The sequence below is a fragment of the Curtobacterium sp. VKM Ac-1393 genome (assembly GCF_015350995.1).
Taxonomy (GTDB): domain Bacteria; phylum Actinomycetota; class Actinomycetes; order Actinomycetales; family Microbacteriaceae; genus Curtobacterium.
Map to the genome: position 1 here is coordinate 264,909 of NZ_JADKRW010000004.1, position 16,576 is coordinate 281,484.

A 16,576-nucleotide genomic window follows, 5' to 3' on the forward strand; every position below is an offset into this window, starting at 1 on the left:
GGGCGCCCCCGCCTGTGGAGAGACGCTCGGGCGTCACTCCCCCGCGTTCTTCGCGATGATCTCCTCGGCGACCTTGGCCGGGACCTGGCTGTAGGTCTCGAAGGTCATCGAGTAGACCGCACGACCAGAGGTCTTCGACCGCAGGTCGCCGACGTAGCCGAACATCTCGGACAGCGGCACGCTCGCGCGGACCACCTTGACGCCCGAGGCGTCCTCCATCGAGGCGATCTGGCCACGACGGGAGTTCAGGTCACCGATGACGTCGCCCATGTACTCCTCAGGAGTACGGACCTCGACGGCCATGATCGGCTCGAGGATCGCCGGACCGGCCTTGCGAGCCGCTTCCTTGTAGGCGATCGACCCGGCGATCTTGAACGCCATCTCGGACGAGTCGACGTCGTGCGCCGCGCCGTCCTTGAGGATGGCCTTCACGCCGACGGTCGGGTAGCCCGCGAGGATGCCGACCTGCATGGCGTCCTGGATACCGGCGTCGACCGACGGGATGTACTCACGCGGGACACGGCCACCGGAGGTCGCGTTGACGAACTCGTAGACCTTCTCGCTCGTGACCTCCATCGGCTCGAGGGCGATCTGCACCTTCGCGAATTGGCCGGAACCACCGGTCTGCTTCTTGTGGGTGTAGTCGTACCGCTCGACGATCTTCGTGAGGGTCTCGCGGTAGGCCACCTGGGGCTTGCCGACGCTCGCCTCGACGTGGAACTCGCGCTTCATGCGGTCGACGAGGATGTCGAGGTGGAGCTCGCCCATGCCCTTGATCGTCGTCTGACCGGTCTCGGCGTTGAGCTCGACGCGGAACGTCGGGTCCTCTTCGGCGAGCTTCTGGATGGCGGTGGAGAGCTTCTCCTGGTCGGCCTTCGTGTTCGGCTCGATCGCGACCTCGATGACCGGCTCCGGGAACGTCATCGACTCGAGGACGACCTGGTTGGTCGGGTCGCACAGGGTGTCACCGGTGGTGGTGTCCTTGAGGCCGATGACCGCGTAGATGTGGCCGGCGGTCACGTTGGCGACCGGGTTCTCCTTGTTGGAGTGCATCTGGAAGATCTTCCCGATGCGCTCCTTCTTGCCCTTGGTCGAGTTGATGACCTGTGCGCCGGACTCGATCGAGCCGGAGTACACGCGGACGTAGGTGAGGCGACCGAAGAAGGGGTGCACCGCGACCTTGAACGCCAGGGCCGAGAACGGCTCCGTCGCGTCGGGCTTGCGGATGATCTCCTTCTCCTCGTCCTTGACGTCGTGGCCGATCATCGGCGGCACGTCGAGCGGGGACGGGAGGTAGTCGATGACGGCGTCGAGCATCGGCTGGACACCGCGGTTCTTGAAGGCGGAACCGCACAGCACCGGGTAGAGCGTGCTGCTCACGGTGAGGGCGCGGATCGCGGCCTTGATCTCGTCGACCGAGAAGTCCGTGTCGCCCTCGAGGTAACGCTCCATGAGGACGTCGTCTGCCTCGGCCACGCGCTCGATGAGCTTCTCGCGGTACTCGGCGGCGCGGTCCTGCAGGTCGGCCGGGATCTCTTCGATCTCGTACTTCGCACCCATCGCGACGTCACCCTTGGCGTCGCCGCGCCAGGTGAGTGCACGCATCTGGACGAGGTCGACGACGCCTTCGAACGAGCTCTCGGAACCGATCGGCAGCTGGAGCACGAGGGGCTCGGCACCGAGGCGGTTGATGATCGTGTCGACGGTGTAGTAGAAGTCCGCGCCGAGCTTGTCCATCTTGTTGACGAAGCAGATACGCGGGACGTTGTACTTGTCCGCCTGACGCCACACGGTCTCGGACTGGGGCTCGACGCCCTCCTTGCCGTCGAAGACGGCGACGGCACCGTCGAGGACGCGGAGCGAACGCTCCACCTCGACCGTGAAGTCCACGTGACCGGGGGTGTCGATGATGTTGATCTGGTTGTTGTCCCAGAAGCAGGTCGTCGCGGCCGACGTGATCGTAATGCCGCGCTCCTGCTCCTGCGCCATCCAGTCCATCGTGGCAGCGCCGTCGTGGACCTCACCGATCTTGTGCGTGATGCCCGTGTAGAACAGGATGCGCTCGGTCGTCGTGGTCTTGCCGGCATCGATGTGCGCCATGATGCCGATGTTGCGGACCTTGTTCAGGTCGGTGAGCACGTCCTGTGCCACAGGGTTCCTCCGGAAGAGTTGTAGGAGAGGTTGGCGGCCGTCCGGGCGCCGGGGTTCTTGACCACCGGCACCCGGACGGTGCCGGGACTACCAGCGGTAGTGGGCGAAGGCCTTGTTCGACTCGGCCATCTTGTGCGTGTCCTCGCGGCGCTTGACCGCGGCACCGAGACCGTTCGACGCGTCGAGGATCTCGTTCATGAGACGCTCGGTCATCGTCTTCTCGCGACGGGCCTTGGCGTACGAGGTCAGCCAGCGGAGCGCGAGGGTGTTCGCGCGGTGCGGCTTGACCTCGACCGGGACCTGGTAGGTCGAGCCACCGACGCGGCGGCTGCGGACCTCGAGGGTCGGACGGACGTTGTCGAGCGCCTTCTTGAGCGTGACGACAGCATCCTGCTGGTTCTTGGCAGTGACGCCCTCGAGTGCACCGTAGACGATGCGCTCGGCGAGGCCCTTCTTGCCGTCGAGCAGGATCTTGTTGACGAGCTGGCTGACGATCGGCGCACCGTAGACCGGGTCGGCGACGACGGGACGCTTGGGGGCGGGACCCTTACGAGGCATCTAACTCAACCCTTCTTCGCGCCGTAGCGGCTACGAGCCTGCTTACGGTTCTTGACGGCCTGGGTGTCCAGGGCGCCACGGATGATCTTGTACCGCACGCCGGGGAGGTCCTTCACACGACCGCCACGGACGAGCACCATCGAGTGCTCCTGGAGGTTGTGACCCTCACCGGGGATGTACGCCGTGACCTCGGTGCCGTTCGAGAGCTTCACACGAGCGACCTTGCGCAGTGCGGAGTTCGGCTTCTTCGGGGTGGTGGTGTAGACGCGGGTGCACACACCACGCTGCTGGGGGTTCGCCTTCAGGGCGGGCGCCTTGGTCTTGGTGACCTTCGGCGTACGACCCTTGCGAACCAGCTGCTGAATAGTAGGCAACTGTTCTCCTGGTTCTTCGCTCGTGCTCTCTGGCCGGCGCGATCCGCCGGCTTCCTCGTCCCACGCTGATGACCGCCTGACGGCGGAGGAACCAGTGGGGGACGGAGTGGTCCGACTGGGCGATCTCGCCCGCCGGACTTTTCGGGCGCGCCCGAGGGCGCACACCCAGAAGAGACTACCCGCGTAACGGGACGAAATCAATCCGGGCCGGCACCACGCCGGACACCGTCATGAGCCGGTGTCGGAGGACCCGTTGCCGACCGCCGACCGGAAGGTCGCGCCGGAGCCGGAGAAGCCCGTGATGTACCCGCTGGCGTTCACGTTGAGGGGCCCCGCCGTGGCCGTGCCGGTCCCACCCGCGCCCGCGATGTCGGCCGTGAAGGTCGCCCGGCCGAACGTCGTGGTCGTCACGAGCCAGCCGTTCGTGCTCCAGCTGCCGACGGACACGGTGGGCCGCGTCTCGAGCGTCCACTTCTCGTTCGTGTAGGTGTAGGCGGGGTTCTCGCCGTAGGCGTAGAAGCTGCACCCGGCAGGACTCGCGTCGGTCGAGGCGATGCAGCCGTCCACCCATGCATCGACGGCCCGCTTCGCCGCCTGCTCGCCGGCATTGGTCAACGCCGCCGTCATCTGCACGGGCGTCGACGAGCTGCCGCCGAAACCGCCGACCACAGCGCTGCCGCCGGTCGCCTTCGTCCACTTGCCGCCGTCGTACGCGACCGCGTACGTGCCGGGGAGCGCCCGGAGGCTGACGGTGCCGTCCTTCGCGGTCTTCACCGACGTCCCCGCGACCTGCACTGCGGCGCCGGACGGACCACGGACGCTGACGTCGACGGTCCCGAGGTCCGGCGCCTGCAGCTCCCACACCGGGAACACACCCCAGTCGGTGCCGTTCTGGTCCAGCGTGAAGGTCGCCGCGACGTCACGGCCCCCTTGACGCAGGTAGGCGCTGACCGTCGCGGTCTCACCGTCGGTCCTGGTCGCGGCCACCCGGTACCCGGTGACCTTGCCGCTCGCCTTCGCGTACGCGGCGTCGGTGAGGAGCACGTCGGACTTGGTCCGGTCGATGCCGGCTGCGTCGAGGGCGTCGTCGACCTTGCCAGCCGTCAGGTCGTCGAGGAAGGCCCGCACCGGCCGGTCGGCCGAGTGGGTGGCCGAGCCGAACAGTGAGCCGGCGATCCCGCCGACCAGCAACAGCGACAGCGCCGCGATGCCCGCGATGATCCCGACGACCTGGCCGCGGCGGAGCTTCCGGCGCGGTGCGCGCGGCGCGTACGGCGCGTACGACGTGGTCGACGCACCCGCTGCCGTGTCCTGCGTCCCGCGGATCGACGACACCGACGGCACGGCTCCCCAACCGTTCTGCTGGCCCGGATCAGGCGTGTGCTGGTCGCTCATCGTTCCCCCGTCGTGTGTCCGTCGTGCCCAGGCAGACTACCGCCCGGCCGTGTCGTCCCTGGCGATGGTCGGCTGGTGATGCTGCCCCGCCTCCGAGCTCCGGTCCGCCGCCCGCGACTGGTGCCGTGCCGTCGAGATCCCCCCGATCACGCACAGGAGTGCCACGACGACCGACCCGACCACGAACGGCCCGAGCGCGTAGCCCGCGGGGAAGACGAGGAGTTCGGTCAGGTCGCCGCGGATCATCGCGTACCCGACCGCCCCGACTCCGAGCATCACCAGGTAGGCCGTCGCAGCCGCCACCAGGCCGGTGACGCCGGGGTTGCCCTCGCGGGCACCGACCGCGGTCGCGAGGAACACCACCACCGCGGCCCCGATCACCATGGCCGGCCCGAGGTACGGGGTCGCGTCGGGTTGCGAGATCGCTTCGACGTCGGCGAGGAGCGCTTCGAACCCCGCGACGGCGACGACGAGCGCGATGAAGAGGACCGACGTCATCGTCGCGATCAACCACCGGGACATGGGGTGATCGTATCGCCGACCGGCCGGTCAGCGGGAGGCGTCGGTCCGCTCGGCGTGCCCGGCACCGTCGGCGCGCTCCTGGGCTGCGGCGACCAGGGCGAGTGCGATCGTCGCGGTGATGATCGGGACCGTCTCGGTCATCGGGGCCACCTGCGTCGTGCCGGTGGTGGGTGCAGCCTGCGTCGTGCGCGCCTGCGCTCCGACCGGGAGGCCCGTGGTCGCGCCCGCCTCGGCGGTCGCTTCCGGCTCGTGGTCACGCAGGGCGGGGCCGATGATCGGCAGGACCCCGGTGGTGGCGGCCGGCTCGGCGTGCGGCACGGTCGCCTCGGAGGCCGTCGGCTCGCCCCGCCTCGCCGCACGACGGGCACGACCCATCTTGACCAGGACGACGACGGCGACGATCGCCCAGATGCCGTTCACGATCGTCGACGGCACGGCGTGGTGCGCCGCCACGTTCACGGCGACGGCCAACCCGCCGACCAGGTTGAAGAGCTGGTAGACCGGCCCGTTCGGGAGCTTCCCCGTGGAGAAGAGTATGTAACCTGCCAGCACGGTTACCGCACCGAACCAACCGAGGAATTCCACGATTCCGACCAACACGCGCGACTCCGGGCACGACGAGGAACGGCCGATTCGAGCCGACCGTTCGAGAGGGGATGAGCAGCCGCGAGCACGGCGTCGAGAGCATCGTACGCACACCGACGGGTGTCGCGGAAGAGGGGTCGGCGTGGCGCGTCCCACCCCAGTCGGAGGGGGTCGGTTCAGCCCTTCGCGGAGGTGCTCTCGTCCGCCGTCAGGACGTACACGTAGCCGCCGAAGGTCCACGTCGTCGAGGCGTTTGCATCCTGATCGGTGGAGTCCTGCGTGGCGGACGACGACACGGTGCTGACGAGGAAGAGCCGGGCTCCGTCCTGGAGCCCACCGACGAAGGCGAGCGCCTGGTCGAAGGACCCGTCCACCGACACCGACACGGGGATCGCTGAGAAGTTCTTCCCCGAGATCGCCGGATCGGTGGCCGGAGTGGTCGCGTCGGCGGCGGGCTCGGCCGTCGCGCTCGCGGCTGGCGTGGCGCTCGCTCCGGATGCCGGCGAAGCGTAGGCCACCGCGTCGGACGTCGTGATCGCGGAGACCTTGACCCCGGCACCTGCGGCGATCCGGTCGACCGCACCGTAGAACGACGACATGCTGGCGCTCGACGGGACCGAGGCGGTGAGCTTCGCGAGCTCGGCCTTGAGCTCCGGCAAGGACCTCGAGCGGTCTCGCAGCCGAGCGAGCTCCGCGGCCGTGGTGCGGTTCGTCGCGTCGACGGAGGTCTGCTGGGTGTGATCAGCAGCGGCCTGTGCGAGATGGGGCTGCACACCGAGGAAGAACCCGGCGAGCGCCACCACGACCATCGCCACGACGGCGACGAGCATGTTGAGTCTGGTGCGCGTCATCTCATTCACCCTTGTCCAGGTACTTGCCGTCGAAGGCCGCCCCGTCGACATGGATCGTCATGTTGACCGTGTAGGCGCCCGTCGTCGGGTCGAGGGTGACGGCGTTGGCCGTTGCGTCGACGAAACCGGTCAGCCCCTTGACCGCGTCGAGCCACTGCGGAACGGACGGGAGCGTCGAGCTCTGGGCATCGATGGTCAGGGTCGCCACACGCTCCCCCTGCAGCGGTGTGTCGGCCTGGGTGTAGGCCTCGAGCGGCGTCGACGAGTCGATCGCCACCCCGGTGATCTCGACTCCGGCGGGCAGGGACGACTTCAACGACCCGAGGTAGGACTTCCACGCGATCTCGGTCGACCCGCCGACGGACTGGGCTGCTTCGCGCAGGGCGGTACCGGACTCCGTGTCGCGGACGTCCTTGTACTGCGCCTGCTGACGCAGGAGGGAGAGCGTCTGGTTCTGCGCGTCGGAGAGGTCGTCGTGCGCTTGACCGGCCAGCAGACTGGCGCCACCGGTACCGATGCAGGCGACCACGCCCACCAGGACCACCCCGGCCCACATCCGCCGGACCACGCTTCGGCTCCGACGTTCGGCGAGGACCTCGGTCGGCAGGAGGTCGGCGCTGGGACGTGCGCCGACGAAGACGTCGTTCCCGCTGCCTCGGCCCTGACGCTTGGCTCGCACGGCACTGTCGGCGGCTACTCGCGCCGCGGTCGTGTCCTGCACGGCGGTCCGCCGACGCAGGCGACCGGTCGTCGCGCCGAAGGGTCCGGGCTTCGTCGTCTGGCTCATGCGGCCTTGCCTCCGGTCGCGAGGCCCCAGGCGACCGCGATCGATGCGCCGTGAACCTGCAGGTCCTCGGCGCGGATCGACTTCGCGAGCGAGGCGTTGGCGAAGGGTGCACCGAACCGGACGGGGGTGCGTGTGTACTCCGACAGGGCGGACGAGAAGCCGGGCAGGGCGGCGCCAGCACCGCCGAGCAGGATCGTGCCGACGGGCTCTGCGGGATGCGTGTTGGCGAAGTAGTTCACGGTGTTGCGGAGACTCGCCAACAGTTCGCCGACGGTCTCTCGGACCGCGGCGACGGCGAGCGCATCGTCACTCGTCTTCGCGGTGAGCGGGTCCATGCCGAGGTGTCGTTTGACGGCCTCGGCGGACCCCTCGCTGATCGACAGCCGCCCGGCGAGCATCCGCGTGATGTCGTCACCACCCGTCGGGATGATGCGCACGAACTTCGGGACGCCGTCGGTGACGACGACGACAGTGGTGGTGTTCCCGCCGCACTCGACGATCGCAGCGGTGCCACGCTGATGCGCTGGTGCGAGCACGCGGGCCAAGGCGAACGGGATGAGGTCGACGCCGACCGGGTTGAGACCGGCGTTCTGCACGGCGCGCACGTTGGCGAGCACGGCGTCCTTCACGGCAGCGATGAGCAGGCCGGTGACGGTCGGACCGTTCTCACCGAAGCCCTCGCCGGTCGGGTAGAAGTCGAGGATGGCGTCGCCGACCGGCACCGGGAGCATGTCCTGCACCTGGAACGGCAGCGACTCCCGGATCTGCGCGATCGGTGCGCGCGGGACGGTCAGGTCGCGCGACAGCACGCGCTGGTTGCCCATGCCGAGCACGACGTCCTTGGACCGGAAGCGTCCGATCGACCACAGCTGGCGCAGTGCACCTGCGACGGTGTTCGGTTCGACGACCTCGCCCTGCCGCGTCGCGCCCTCGGGCACGGGGACCTCGGCGAATCGGACGATGGTCGGCTTCGAGCGGTCGGCGTCCTGCACCTCGACGGCGCGGATCGCCGCGGCGCCGATGTCGACACCCACGATGCTCTTCGGCATTGCTGGTCCTTCCGTGACCGTCTTCGGGTCGGTCTGGCGAGTCGGTGCGCGCTCGGGGTGTGTCAGGCGAGTCCGAGCACGCCCAGGTAGAGGTTCCACGCCGGCACCCCGACGGCGATGCCGAGCCAGGCACCCGCGAGCATCCACGGCCCGAACGGGATCCCGCTCCGTCGACCGGCCCGGCCGAGGACCAGGAGGACGATTGCGAAGGTACCGCCGAGCAGGAATGCACCGAAAGAACCCACTGCGAGGGGTCCCCATCCGAGGTACGCCAGCACGAACCCGAGGACGACGGCGAGTTTGACGTCGCCGAGCCCCATCCCGCCGGGTACGGCGAGCGCGAGCGCGAGGTAGACGACCCCGAGGACGACGAGTCCGACGAGTCCGCGGAGCGCAGCACCCCAGTCGCCGGAGACGGCCGAAGCCGCGAGCAGCAGGCCCGGGAGCACAATGTACGCCGGCAGCACGATGCGGTTGGGCAGCGTGTGCGTGTCGAGGTCGATGAGGGTGAGCGAGACGCTGATCGCCATCAAGTACAGGAGCGCGACGAGCAGCAACACCCCGTGGATGACGGCCCGGCCGCCGTCGAGGTCCGCCCACGGCGACCACGGTGCGAGCACCGAGCACATCGCCACCGAGACGAACAGGAGGCCCGTGGCGGCTTCGACGAGCGGGTAACGAGCGGAGATGGGCGCGCTGCAGTCGCGGCACCGCGCGCGCAGGACCAGCCACGAGACCACCGGGACGTTGTCGCGGCGACGGATCTCGTGCCCGCAGCCCGGACACGCGCTGGCGGGGGCGACGACCGACATGCCAGCGGGTACGCGGTGGACGACGACGTTGAGGAACGAGCCGATCGCCAGGCCGAGCAGGCCCACGAGGACGGTGACGAACGGCACGACGGACGAGAGATCGGTCATGTCACTTCCCCGTGGGGCTGCCGTCGTACCGGAACGCGGTCGCAGATTCGGTCTCCGTCGTCACGCCGTACGTGGTCGAGGCCGGTTGCAGGAACTTCGGGGGCGCCGACGTCTTGAGCCGGGTGTCGTAGGAGTAGGCCTTCGCGTACCCCGTGGACCAGCTGCTGTTCCCCGAGTACGTCGTGCGCACCGAGCCACGGAACTGCTGTGCGATGGACCCGTAGATGGTGAGGGTGCCGAGGTTCGCACCGAACGCGCTGTTCTGGACGTTGAACGTGCCGAGGTTGCTCGCGATCGCGGCATCGATCTCGATGTTCGCGGTCGCCGCGAGGTTCGTGGACGATCCGTTCGACGTCGAGCAGGCGCTGCTGGTTCCGGACGAACACGAGATCGGGTTGGAGATCGAGACCGCCCGCTGCCCCACGAGTCCGAGCATGTCGTCCGAGCTCCGGCCGTTCTGGTAGACGATGCTGCCGGTCACGTACACGAAGTTCTCCGCCGCGAGTGTCATCTGCCCGCCGAACGAACCGGACACGAAGACGTCGCCGTTGCGACACCCGTAGTACCCGGAGTCCCCGAGGCTCCCGGTGAACTCGTTGTTCTTCGGGTACCCGAGTCCGTTGCCGTAGTCGGAGACCGTCGACGCGCTGCTGCCGCTCCCACTCTTGACGTTCTGCTGGCAGTAGACCGGCGAGCCCGACGCGACGGTTCCGTTGACGGTCCCGCTCGGTGTCGTGTTCGCCGGCCAGGAGTTTGGGTCGCTGGTCACGCTCGGCACCGTCTGCACGTACACCAGGTTCGCGGGCAGGGTCGGGATGACCGCGCCGGAGCCGCCGAGCGCCGAGACCGAACCGCACAGCGCGTCGTTCGTGCTACCGCCGGTGATCAGTCCGCTGGTGGTGCCGGTGAGCTGCGTATTCTTCGTCCACGGCGAGACCACGCGCATTTTACCACCGGCCAGGAACGTGATCGAGGTCGGGCCGGTGTACACGCAGCCGGGCTTGGCGACCTTGTCAGGCAGGTCCGTCCGGGCCTCCTGCTTCATGTTCGCGTTCGTGCTCGGCATCGGCAAGGTGCCCGCATTGCTGATCGTCCCGATGTCGAACTTGGTCGCGGCGCGACAGGACGAGCTGATCGCGGTGTCCCGACTCGTGTAGAAGAAGTCGGCGGGCCCGGTGTCCTTGACCGTCGACTTGAACGTGGCGCCGCAGGCGGTGATCACGTCGTTCGTCCGGACCGGCCCGTCGAGCGTGTCCCCCGCAGCGAACTGGACCGGGTTGCAGCTCGTGACCGCGTCCCAGGTGAGGTCGTTGCGGTGTGCCGAGACGCACCGGGTCGATCCGCCGGTGACCGTCTCACCGGTCAGGCTCGGGTCCTGCGACTCGTAGTTCGTGAAGTACAGGTAGTTGACGAACCCGTCGCCCCGCAGGTCGACGACGAGCGTACGGGTCGCCTTGTCCGCCTTGCCGGTGACCCGCAGCCGGACCTTCCCGGTGGTCGCGAAGTCGGAGTTGTCGACCTCGTACCGGTAGAACTGGTCAGTGCTGCCGACCACGGGCGCCCACGGTCCGCCCACCGTCGTGCCGAACGCCTTGTTCAGGGGATCGGCGGTGAGCGCGCTGGTGGTCGAGAACGCGCTCCGGACCCCGTACTTCACGTAGGAGTTGTCGGCGGCGAGACGCCCCTGGTAGTCGGACAGACCGGCGTACGCCGCCGCCATCGCCTTGTTGTAGTCGTCGTCGTTCGCTGCCTTCGTGGCTCCGCTGGTCGCGGTGGCGACCACCAGGGAGAGCACGATCATGAGCACCGCACCGAGCCCGATGACCGCGGCCAAGGCCACGCCACGCTCGTCGTCGCGCTCCCGCAGGGCACGGATCATCCGGATCAGCATCATGACTCCGTCGCTGCGCCGTAGTCGAGGTTGCGCAGGTTGATGGTGGCTTGGAACGTCGTGTCGTTCGTGGACGTCCCCGACGTGGGTCCGACCCGGAGCGTGACCGTGACCGAACGGATCGCGTCGAAGGTGGTCGAGGTTGGTGTGAACACCCCGCCGGCGGCGTTGACGTAACTGAACAGGGTGCTGTTGCTGCCGTCCGTGCGCACGACGTCCGCGAGCACGACCGTCTTCGTCGCCCCGGTGAACGTGCAGTACCCCGTCAGCGGGCAGTCTCCCCGCTGGAGTTGCATGCGCAGCTTGGTGCCCTGCACGTCGACCGTGACCCGGGTGAGGCCGGCACGCGCGCTGGTCAGGTCGACTCCCGAGTAGAACACCATGCTCGTCGGCGTTGCGCTCTCGAACGCGGCCTTGTTCGTCGTCTTCGTCAGCTGCACGCGAGAGGCTTCGCGGAGGTACCGGCTCACCTGCGTCATGGAGGTCGTGCCCTGTCGGGTGCTCTCGTTCACGGACGAGACGGTGCGCTGCGCCTTGAGCATCGACACGAAGAAGCTACCGACCAGGGTGAGCAGCAGTGACGTGATGAGCATCGCGACGAGGAGTTCGACGAGGGTGATGCCCCGCTGGTCACGGCGAAGTCGTCGGACGAGGGCGCGCATCAGCTGGCCGGCCTGGGGTCGACCATGACCACGCCGCCGGTGACGACGCCGTTGGTGACCATCGCTGCGTTGGCCGGCGCGAGGGCGAGCGTGGTCGCGGTCGATCCTGAGGTCGACCCCGCGAACACCTTCCACGTGCCCCACGGCAAGGCGATCGTCGCCGTGTTCGCGCTGACGGCCGGGAAGGTGAGCGTCATGCCGACCGCGCAACCAGGGTCGCCGTTCACCCCGGTCGTGGACACCGCGGTCAGGAACTGGCCCTTCGTGAGCTTGGAGAGTGTGACCGCGCCCATCTGCACCGGGATCGTCGCCGTGTTGACCACGGGATCCGGTGAGGTACCGACCTTCCCCTTCGCGTTCGGGGTCGTCCACGATCCCGGGTCCGAGCTCAAGCAGGTCGTCGTCGAAGCCGTCCCCGATGCGTCGACGACGTACGCCCCGGCGATCGCGCGGTACCCCGCGGCGTAGGGGAAGAGCGACGCGGACGAAGCGGTCTTGGTCAACTGGGTCGTGCCCGACGTGGGGTTGACGAGCGTCGTCGGCATGTTGGTCGGCAGCGTCGCGCCGACGACCGGTGTCGTCGTGTACGCGAACGCGTACTTCGCTGCCAGGTCGAAGCTGAACGCTGCGGCGCCCGACGCTCCGGCAGCGACCGTGACCGTCTGCGATGACGGGCTGAGCTGCTGGTTCGAGTCGATGTACCCGGTCCGCGCGATCGCCACCGTGTAGGTGCCGGGCGCGACACCGGAGACGTAGGTGCAGCCCTCGGAATCGGTCGCGGGGACCGTGACGCCCGACGGACCGGTGATGGTCGGGACGATGCCGCTGACCCCGACGCCGCTCGCGTTCGTGACGCCGATGAGGATGGAGCCGGTGGTGTCCGAGTGGATGTTCGTGAGCGGGGCGATCGCGCTCGACATCGTGACCTGCTGCGAGCCGGAGGCCGAGCCGCTGGTCTTCCAGCTGACGGTCACGGTGACGGCCTTGTAGGACAGCGTGCCGTCACCCGTCCCGCAGGCCGTCGCGCTGCCGGCGGACCGAGTCCACGACACCTTGCGGGTCAGCGTGAACGACTGGTTGCCGACCTTCGGCGTGGTCGTGCCGCTCTTGATGTCGAAGATGCTCGGGAGGTCGCGGAGGTTGTCGATGTCGGCCATCGCCACCGTCGACGCGACCTCGCGGGCCCTGGTGTCCTTCGACAGGACGAGGGAAGCAGTGATGCCTGCTGCGATGCCGGCCGCGATCACGGCGAAGATGGTCATGGCGACCATCACCTCGATGATCGTGAAGCCGTCCTCGTTGTCACGGGCGGAACGCAGACGCTCGGCGATGCGCGAGATCATGACGTTCCTCTCTCAGAGCGACTGTGCGGAAAGGGAGGCACGGTCCGCGGACCGCACCTCCCCTTGCGTGGCTACTTCTTCGTGAACACGCCCGTCGCGCAGGTACCTTCGGCTACGCCAGAAGAGTCGGTCGCACCGAAGTTCTGCTTAGTCGACTTGCTGGTGCCCTGGATGCAGAACGCGGTCTTGGCGGCGTTGACGGTGTACGAGATGGTGGTGTCGCTTCCCACCGTGCTGCCGGCTGCCTTGTACGGGTCGGCGGTGAGGGCCGCCGCGTCCAGCGAGTCCGGGTACGCGCCGGTGTCAGACTGCGACACCACGGTCACGAGAGCGGTCTTCACGTTGGTGATGTCGGACTTCACAGCCGAGTTCTTCGCGTTGTTCTGGACACCGATGTAGACCGGGATGGCGATCGCGGCCAGGATGCCGATGATGATGACGACGACCAGGAGCTCGATCAGGGTGAAGCCCTTCTCGTCGTCCTTGAGGAGACCCTTGCGGCGAGCGTCGAGCTTGCCCATGAGAGCGAAGTACATGGTTGTTCCATTCTGCGGGAATGAGGATGAATTGATTTTCGGGGCTTGCTCGGCCGCCGCACATCAGCGTATTGGCGGCGAATCCACCGGGTAATCCCGAGAACGGGGGTCAACCGAGGTGCAAAACACCCCCAGTGCGGGGGATGCAGCAATTGCACATCGCCCCGTACTGGGGGTGCAACGATTAGGATGCGTTCTGGACGACGTTCGTGATCTGGAAGATCGGCATGTACAGCGCGATGATCATGCCGCCCACCACGACCCCGAGGAACGCGATGAGCAGCGGCTCGATCAGTGAGGTCAGGGCGTCCGTGGTGGCCTCGACCTCGGCGTCGTAGAACACCGCGATCTTCTCGAGCATGATCTCGAGCGAGCCGGCGTCTTCACCGACGGCCACCATTTGCGTCACCATTGCGGGGAAGACTGTCTCCGCGGCCAACGGCACGGCGATGGAATCGCCTTTCCTGACAGCTTCCGCGACATTGTCGAGTGCGCGTTTCACGACGAAGTTGTTCGAGACCTCGCCGACGATGCGCAATGCCTGCAGGATGGGAACACCCGCGCCGATCATGTTCGAGAAATTGCGCGCGAACCGCGCGATGACGATCTTCTTCTGCAACGGACCGAACACCGGCAGCTTCAGGGTGATGGGATCGACGAATGCTCGAACGCGGTCGGTGTTCTTGTTCGCACGCCACCAGAACCAGAAGGCGGCGATGGCGATGGCGAGCGGGATCGCGATGTACCGCATGGCGTGCGACAGGTAGACGAGCATGAGCGTCGGCAGGGGCAGCTTGCCGCCGAGCGAGGAGAACATGTCCTGGAAGATCGGCACGATGAAGATGAGCATGATCGCGACGGCGAGCAGCGACATGACGAGCACGACCACCGGGTAGGTCATCGCCGACTTGATGGTGGTCCGGAGCTTGTGCTCCTTCTCGAAGTTGGTGGCGATCGAGTCCATGGCCTGGTCGAGGAACCCGCCGGTCTCCCCCGCACGGATCATGTTGATCATGATCGGCGGGAACTCGACCGGGAACTTCGCGACCGCGTCAGAGAACGAGACGCCGCGCTCGACGTCGTCGCGGACCTTGCCGAGGATCTCCTTGAGCTTCTTGTTCTCGGTCTGGTCGGCGAGGATCGACAGCGCGCGCAGCAGGGACAGGCCCGAGGTGAGCATCGTCGAGGCCTGCCGCGACATGATCGCCAGGTCCTTGAGACCGACGCCCTTCTCGAAGCCGGGGATCTTGATCTCGGTCTGCAGCCCGGTGCCGGCCGTGGACTCGGTGATCGCGATCGGCGAGACACCCATGCCGCGGAGCCGCTGGACGACCGCCCCTTCGGACGAGGCGTCGAGGCGACCCTTGACGAGCTTGCCGTCGCCGTCGCGCCCGCGGTAGTCGAATGCGAGGGACATCAGTAGCCTCCGGAGAACTTGTCGCCGAAGTCGATCCCGCTGGCGGCGATCGCGGCGGCCGATGAGTCGGACGGGGATTCGACGCGCTGCACCAGCCGGTCGAAGCCCTCTTCGTCGTGCACCTTCTCCATGGCTGCCTTGCGCGAGATCGTGCCGACGTTGACGAGTTCGGCGAGGTCCTGGTCCATGGTGTGCATGCCGAGGTCACGCCCGGCCTGCATGGCCGAGGTGATCTGGTAGGTCTTGCCCTCGCGGATCAGGTTGCCGATGGCGGGGGTGATCGTCATGATCTCGGTGGCGACGACGCGGCCGACACCGTTGGCCTTCGGCACCAGCGTCTGACAGACGACGCCCTGCAGGGTCGCTGCGAGCTGGGTGCGGATCTGGCCCTGCTGGTGCGGTGGGAAGACGTCGATGACGCGGTCGATGGTGCCGGGGGCGCTCTGCGTGTGCAGGGTGGCGAAGACCAGGTGGCCGGTCTCGGCGGCGGTGAGGGCGACGGAGATCGTCTCGAGGTCACGGAGCTCGCCGATCAGGATGACGTCGGGGTCCTGACGCAGCACGTGCTTCAGCGCAGCGGCGAAGGAGTGCGTGTCGGCACCGACCTCGCGCTGGTTGATGATCGCCTTCTTGTGGTCGTGCATGAACTCGATCGGGTCCTCGACCGTCACGATGTGGTCGGCCCGGCTCTCGTTGACCAGGTCGATGAGGGCGGCGAGCGTGGTCGACTTGCCGGAGCCGGTCGGACCGGTGACCAGGACGAGTCCGCGGGGCAGGCCGGCGAAGTCACCGACGTGCGCGGGGATGCCGAGCTGCTTGAGGGTCTTGATCTTGGTGGGGATGATCCGGAAGGCCGCGCCCCAGTTGCCGCGCTGCTGGTAGAAGTTCACGCGGAAGCGGTACTCCGGCGACAGCGAGTAGGCGAAGTCGAGCTCCTGCTCCTGGTCGAACTGGCCCGCCTGTTCGACGGACAGCATCGTCTTGAGGGCGGCGATGACCTTGCCACGCGACCACGCGCCTCCGGGGACGGCAGGACGGAGCGAGCCGTCGACGCGGACGGTGGGCGGGGCGTCGGCGGTGACGTGCAGGTCGGACGCGCCCTGGTAGACGACCTGGGCGAGCGCCGTGATCAGGTCGGGGTCGGCGACCTCGCGCGCGTGGCGCGAGAAGTCGATGTCGCCGCCGAGCGCGGCGGTCGGTGTGGGGGCAGGCGCCACGGGGAGCTGCTGCGTCGGGGCCTCGGCGTAGCCGTAGGTCGCGGTCGACGACGGCACCCCGGCGGGCGGCGTCGCCGGAGCGGCGAGCGGCTGTGCGACGGGCACGGCGACCGGCGATCCGGACGGTGCCGGCCAGCCGGCGGTGTCGTCACCGAGGTCGTACACCTGCTCCGGCGCGGCCGACGCTGCGGCTGCGGCCAGCCGGGCGGCACGGCGCGAGCCCACCTCGGTGCCGGGGTTGCCCGGGTGCCAGCCGTCGACGGGTTCGTCGCCGGGGATGGTGATGTCGTACACGGAGTCGGTCATCTGCTGGGCTCT

16 protein-coding genes are annotated in these 16,576 nt (G+C 68.1%); all 16 read right to left on the minus strand.

Going from position 1 to position 16,576, the window contains the following annotated elements:
- Positions 1-33 precede the first annotated feature (33 nt).
- Complete coding sequence (gene fusA / locus ITJ59_RS10785; protein WP_194651098.1) at positions 34-2,151, minus strand: elongation factor G; 2,118 nt, start codon at positions 2,149-2,151, stop codon at positions 34-36.
- 87 nt (positions 2,152-2,238) lie between these two features.
- Positions 2,239-2,709, minus strand: coding sequence for a 30S ribosomal protein S7 (gene rpsG / locus ITJ59_RS10790; protein WP_055950927.1), 471 nt, complete (start codon positions 2,707-2,709; stop codon positions 2,239-2,241).
- Between the two features lie 5 nt (positions 2,710-2,714).
- Positions 2,715-3,083: a 30S ribosomal protein S12 gene (gene rpsL, locus ITJ59_RS10795; protein ID WP_017885540.1), complete on the minus strand. Its 369-nt coding sequence runs from the start codon at positions 3,081-3,083 to the stop codon at positions 2,715-2,717.
- A 228-nt stretch (positions 3,084-3,311) separates the two neighbouring features.
- Complete coding sequence (locus tag ITJ59_RS10800; protein WP_194651099.1) at positions 3,312-4,478, minus strand: hypothetical protein; 1,167 nt, start codon at positions 4,476-4,478, stop codon at positions 3,312-3,314.
- Positions 4,479-4,514: 36 nt separating this feature from the next.
- Entirely contained in the window at positions 4,515-5,000 is a 486-nt protein-coding gene (locus ITJ59_RS10805; RefSeq protein ID WP_194651100.1) for a DUF6121 family protein, read from the minus strand.
- Positions 5,001-5,027: 27 nt separating this feature from the next.
- Positions 5,028-5,825: a CBU_0592 family membrane protein gene (locus ITJ59_RS10810; protein ID WP_416354861.1), complete on the minus strand. Its 798-nt coding sequence runs from the start codon at positions 5,823-5,825 to the stop codon at positions 5,028-5,030.
- A complete protein-coding gene (locus tag ITJ59_RS10815; RefSeq protein WP_194651102.1) occupies positions 5,762-6,436 on the minus strand; it encodes a hypothetical protein in 675 nt (224 codons plus the stop codon). The genes ITJ59_RS10810 and ITJ59_RS10815 overlap by 64 nt, the downstream gene beginning before the upstream one ends.
- A 1-nt stretch (position 6,437) precedes the next feature.
- Positions 6,438-7,223, minus strand: a complete 786-nt coding sequence (locus tag ITJ59_RS10820; RefSeq protein WP_194651103.1) for a hypothetical protein — start codon at positions 7,221-7,223, stop codon at positions 6,438-6,440.
- Positions 7,220-8,272: a type IV pilus assembly protein PilM gene (pilM, locus tag ITJ59_RS10825; RefSeq protein ID WP_194651104.1), complete on the minus strand. Its 1,053-nt coding sequence runs from the start codon at positions 8,270-8,272 to the stop codon at positions 7,220-7,222. The genes ITJ59_RS10820 and pilM overlap by 4 nt, the downstream gene beginning before the upstream one ends.
- Before the next feature lie 62 nt (positions 8,273-8,334).
- The gene (locus ITJ59_RS10830; protein WP_194651105.1) at positions 8,335-9,192 is read right to left on the minus strand and encodes a prepilin peptidase; all 858 of its coding nucleotides are present in this window, start codon (positions 9,190-9,192) and stop codon (positions 8,335-8,337) included.
- A 1-nt stretch (position 9,193) separates the two neighbouring features.
- The gene (locus ITJ59_RS10835; RefSeq protein WP_194651106.1) at positions 9,194-11,086 is read right to left on the minus strand and encodes a pilus assembly PilX family protein; all 1,893 of its coding nucleotides are present in this window, start codon (positions 11,084-11,086) and stop codon (positions 9,194-9,196) included.
- Positions 11,083-11,745: a PulJ/GspJ family protein gene (locus ITJ59_RS10840; protein ID WP_194651107.1), complete on the minus strand. Its 663-nt coding sequence runs from the start codon at positions 11,743-11,745 to the stop codon at positions 11,083-11,085. Before ITJ59_RS10840 ends, ITJ59_RS10835 begins: the two co-directional genes overlap by 4 nt.
- The gene (locus ITJ59_RS10845; RefSeq protein ID WP_194651108.1) at positions 11,745-13,088 is read right to left on the minus strand and encodes a prepilin-type N-terminal cleavage/methylation domain-containing protein; all 1,344 of its coding nucleotides are present in this window, start codon (positions 13,086-13,088) and stop codon (positions 11,745-11,747) included. Before ITJ59_RS10845 ends, ITJ59_RS10840 begins: the two co-directional genes overlap by 1 nt.
- A 71-nt stretch (positions 13,089-13,159) precedes the next feature.
- Positions 13,160-13,624 (minus strand): type II secretion system protein, encoded by a 465-nt coding sequence (locus ITJ59_RS19625; RefSeq protein ID WP_194651109.1) that lies wholly within the window; start codon positions 13,622-13,624, stop codon positions 13,160-13,162.
- 184 nt (positions 13,625-13,808) lie between these two features.
- Complete coding sequence (locus ITJ59_RS10855) at positions 13,809-15,041, minus strand: type II secretion system F family protein (protein WP_194651110.1); 1,233 nt, start codon at positions 15,039-15,041, stop codon at positions 13,809-13,811.
- Positions 15,041-16,564, minus strand: a complete 1,524-nt coding sequence (locus ITJ59_RS10860) for a type IV pilus twitching motility protein PilT (RefSeq protein ID WP_194651111.1) — start codon at positions 16,562-16,564, stop codon at positions 15,041-15,043. The genes ITJ59_RS10855 and ITJ59_RS10860 overlap by 1 nt, the downstream gene beginning before the upstream one ends.
- Between the last annotated feature and the right edge of the window lie 12 nt (positions 16,565-16,576).

Excerpts from the sequence above, each read along its gene's own strand:
- ITJ59_RS10855 (WP_194651110.1), bottom strand. The coding sequence starts at position 15,041 with ATGTCCCTCGCATTCGACTACCGCGGGCGCGACGGCGACGGCAAGCTC.
- ITJ59_RS10860 (WP_194651111.1), bottom strand. The coding sequence starts at position 16,564 with ATGACCGACTCCGTGTACGACATCACCATCCCCGGCGACGAACCCGTC.
- ITJ59_RS10800 (WP_194651099.1), bottom strand. The coding sequence starts at position 4,478 with ATGAGCGACCAGCACACGCCTGATCCGGGCCAGCAGAACGGTTGGGGA.
- ITJ59_RS10805 (WP_194651100.1), bottom strand. The coding sequence starts at position 5,000 with ATGTCCCGGTGGTTGATCGCGACGATGACGTCGGTCCTCTTCATCGCG.
- ITJ59_RS10815 (WP_194651102.1), bottom strand. The coding sequence starts at position 6,436 with ATGACGCGCACCAGACTCAACATGCTCGTCGCCGTCGTGGCGATGGTC.
- ITJ59_RS10840 (WP_194651107.1), bottom strand. The coding sequence starts at position 11,745 with ATGCGCGCCCTCGTCCGACGACTTCGCCGTGACCAGCGGGGCATCACC.
- ITJ59_RS10835 (WP_194651106.1), bottom strand. The coding sequence starts at position 11,086 with ATGATGCTGATCCGGATGATCCGTGCCCTGCGGGAGCGCGACGACGAG.
- ITJ59_RS19625 (WP_194651109.1), bottom strand. The coding sequence starts at position 13,624 with ATGTACTTCGCTCTCATGGGCAAGCTCGACGCTCGCCGCAAGGGTCTC.
- pilM (WP_194651104.1), bottom strand. The coding sequence starts at position 8,272 with ATGCCGAAGAGCATCGTGGGTGTCGACATCGGCGCCGCGGCGATCCGC.
- rpsG (WP_055950927.1), bottom strand. The coding sequence starts at position 2,709 with ATGCCTCGTAAGGGTCCCGCCCCCAAGCGTCCCGTCGTCGCCGACCCG.
- ITJ59_RS10820 (WP_194651103.1), bottom strand. The coding sequence starts at position 7,223 with ATGAGCCAGACGACGAAGCCCGGACCCTTCGGCGCGACGACCGGTCGC.
- ITJ59_RS10845 (WP_194651108.1), bottom strand. The coding sequence starts at position 13,088 with ATGATCTCGCGCATCGCCGAGCGTCTGCGTTCCGCCCGTGACAACGAG.
- ITJ59_RS10830 (WP_194651105.1), bottom strand. The coding sequence starts at position 9,192 with ATGACCGATCTCTCGTCCGTCGTGCCGTTCGTCACCGTCCTCGTGGGC.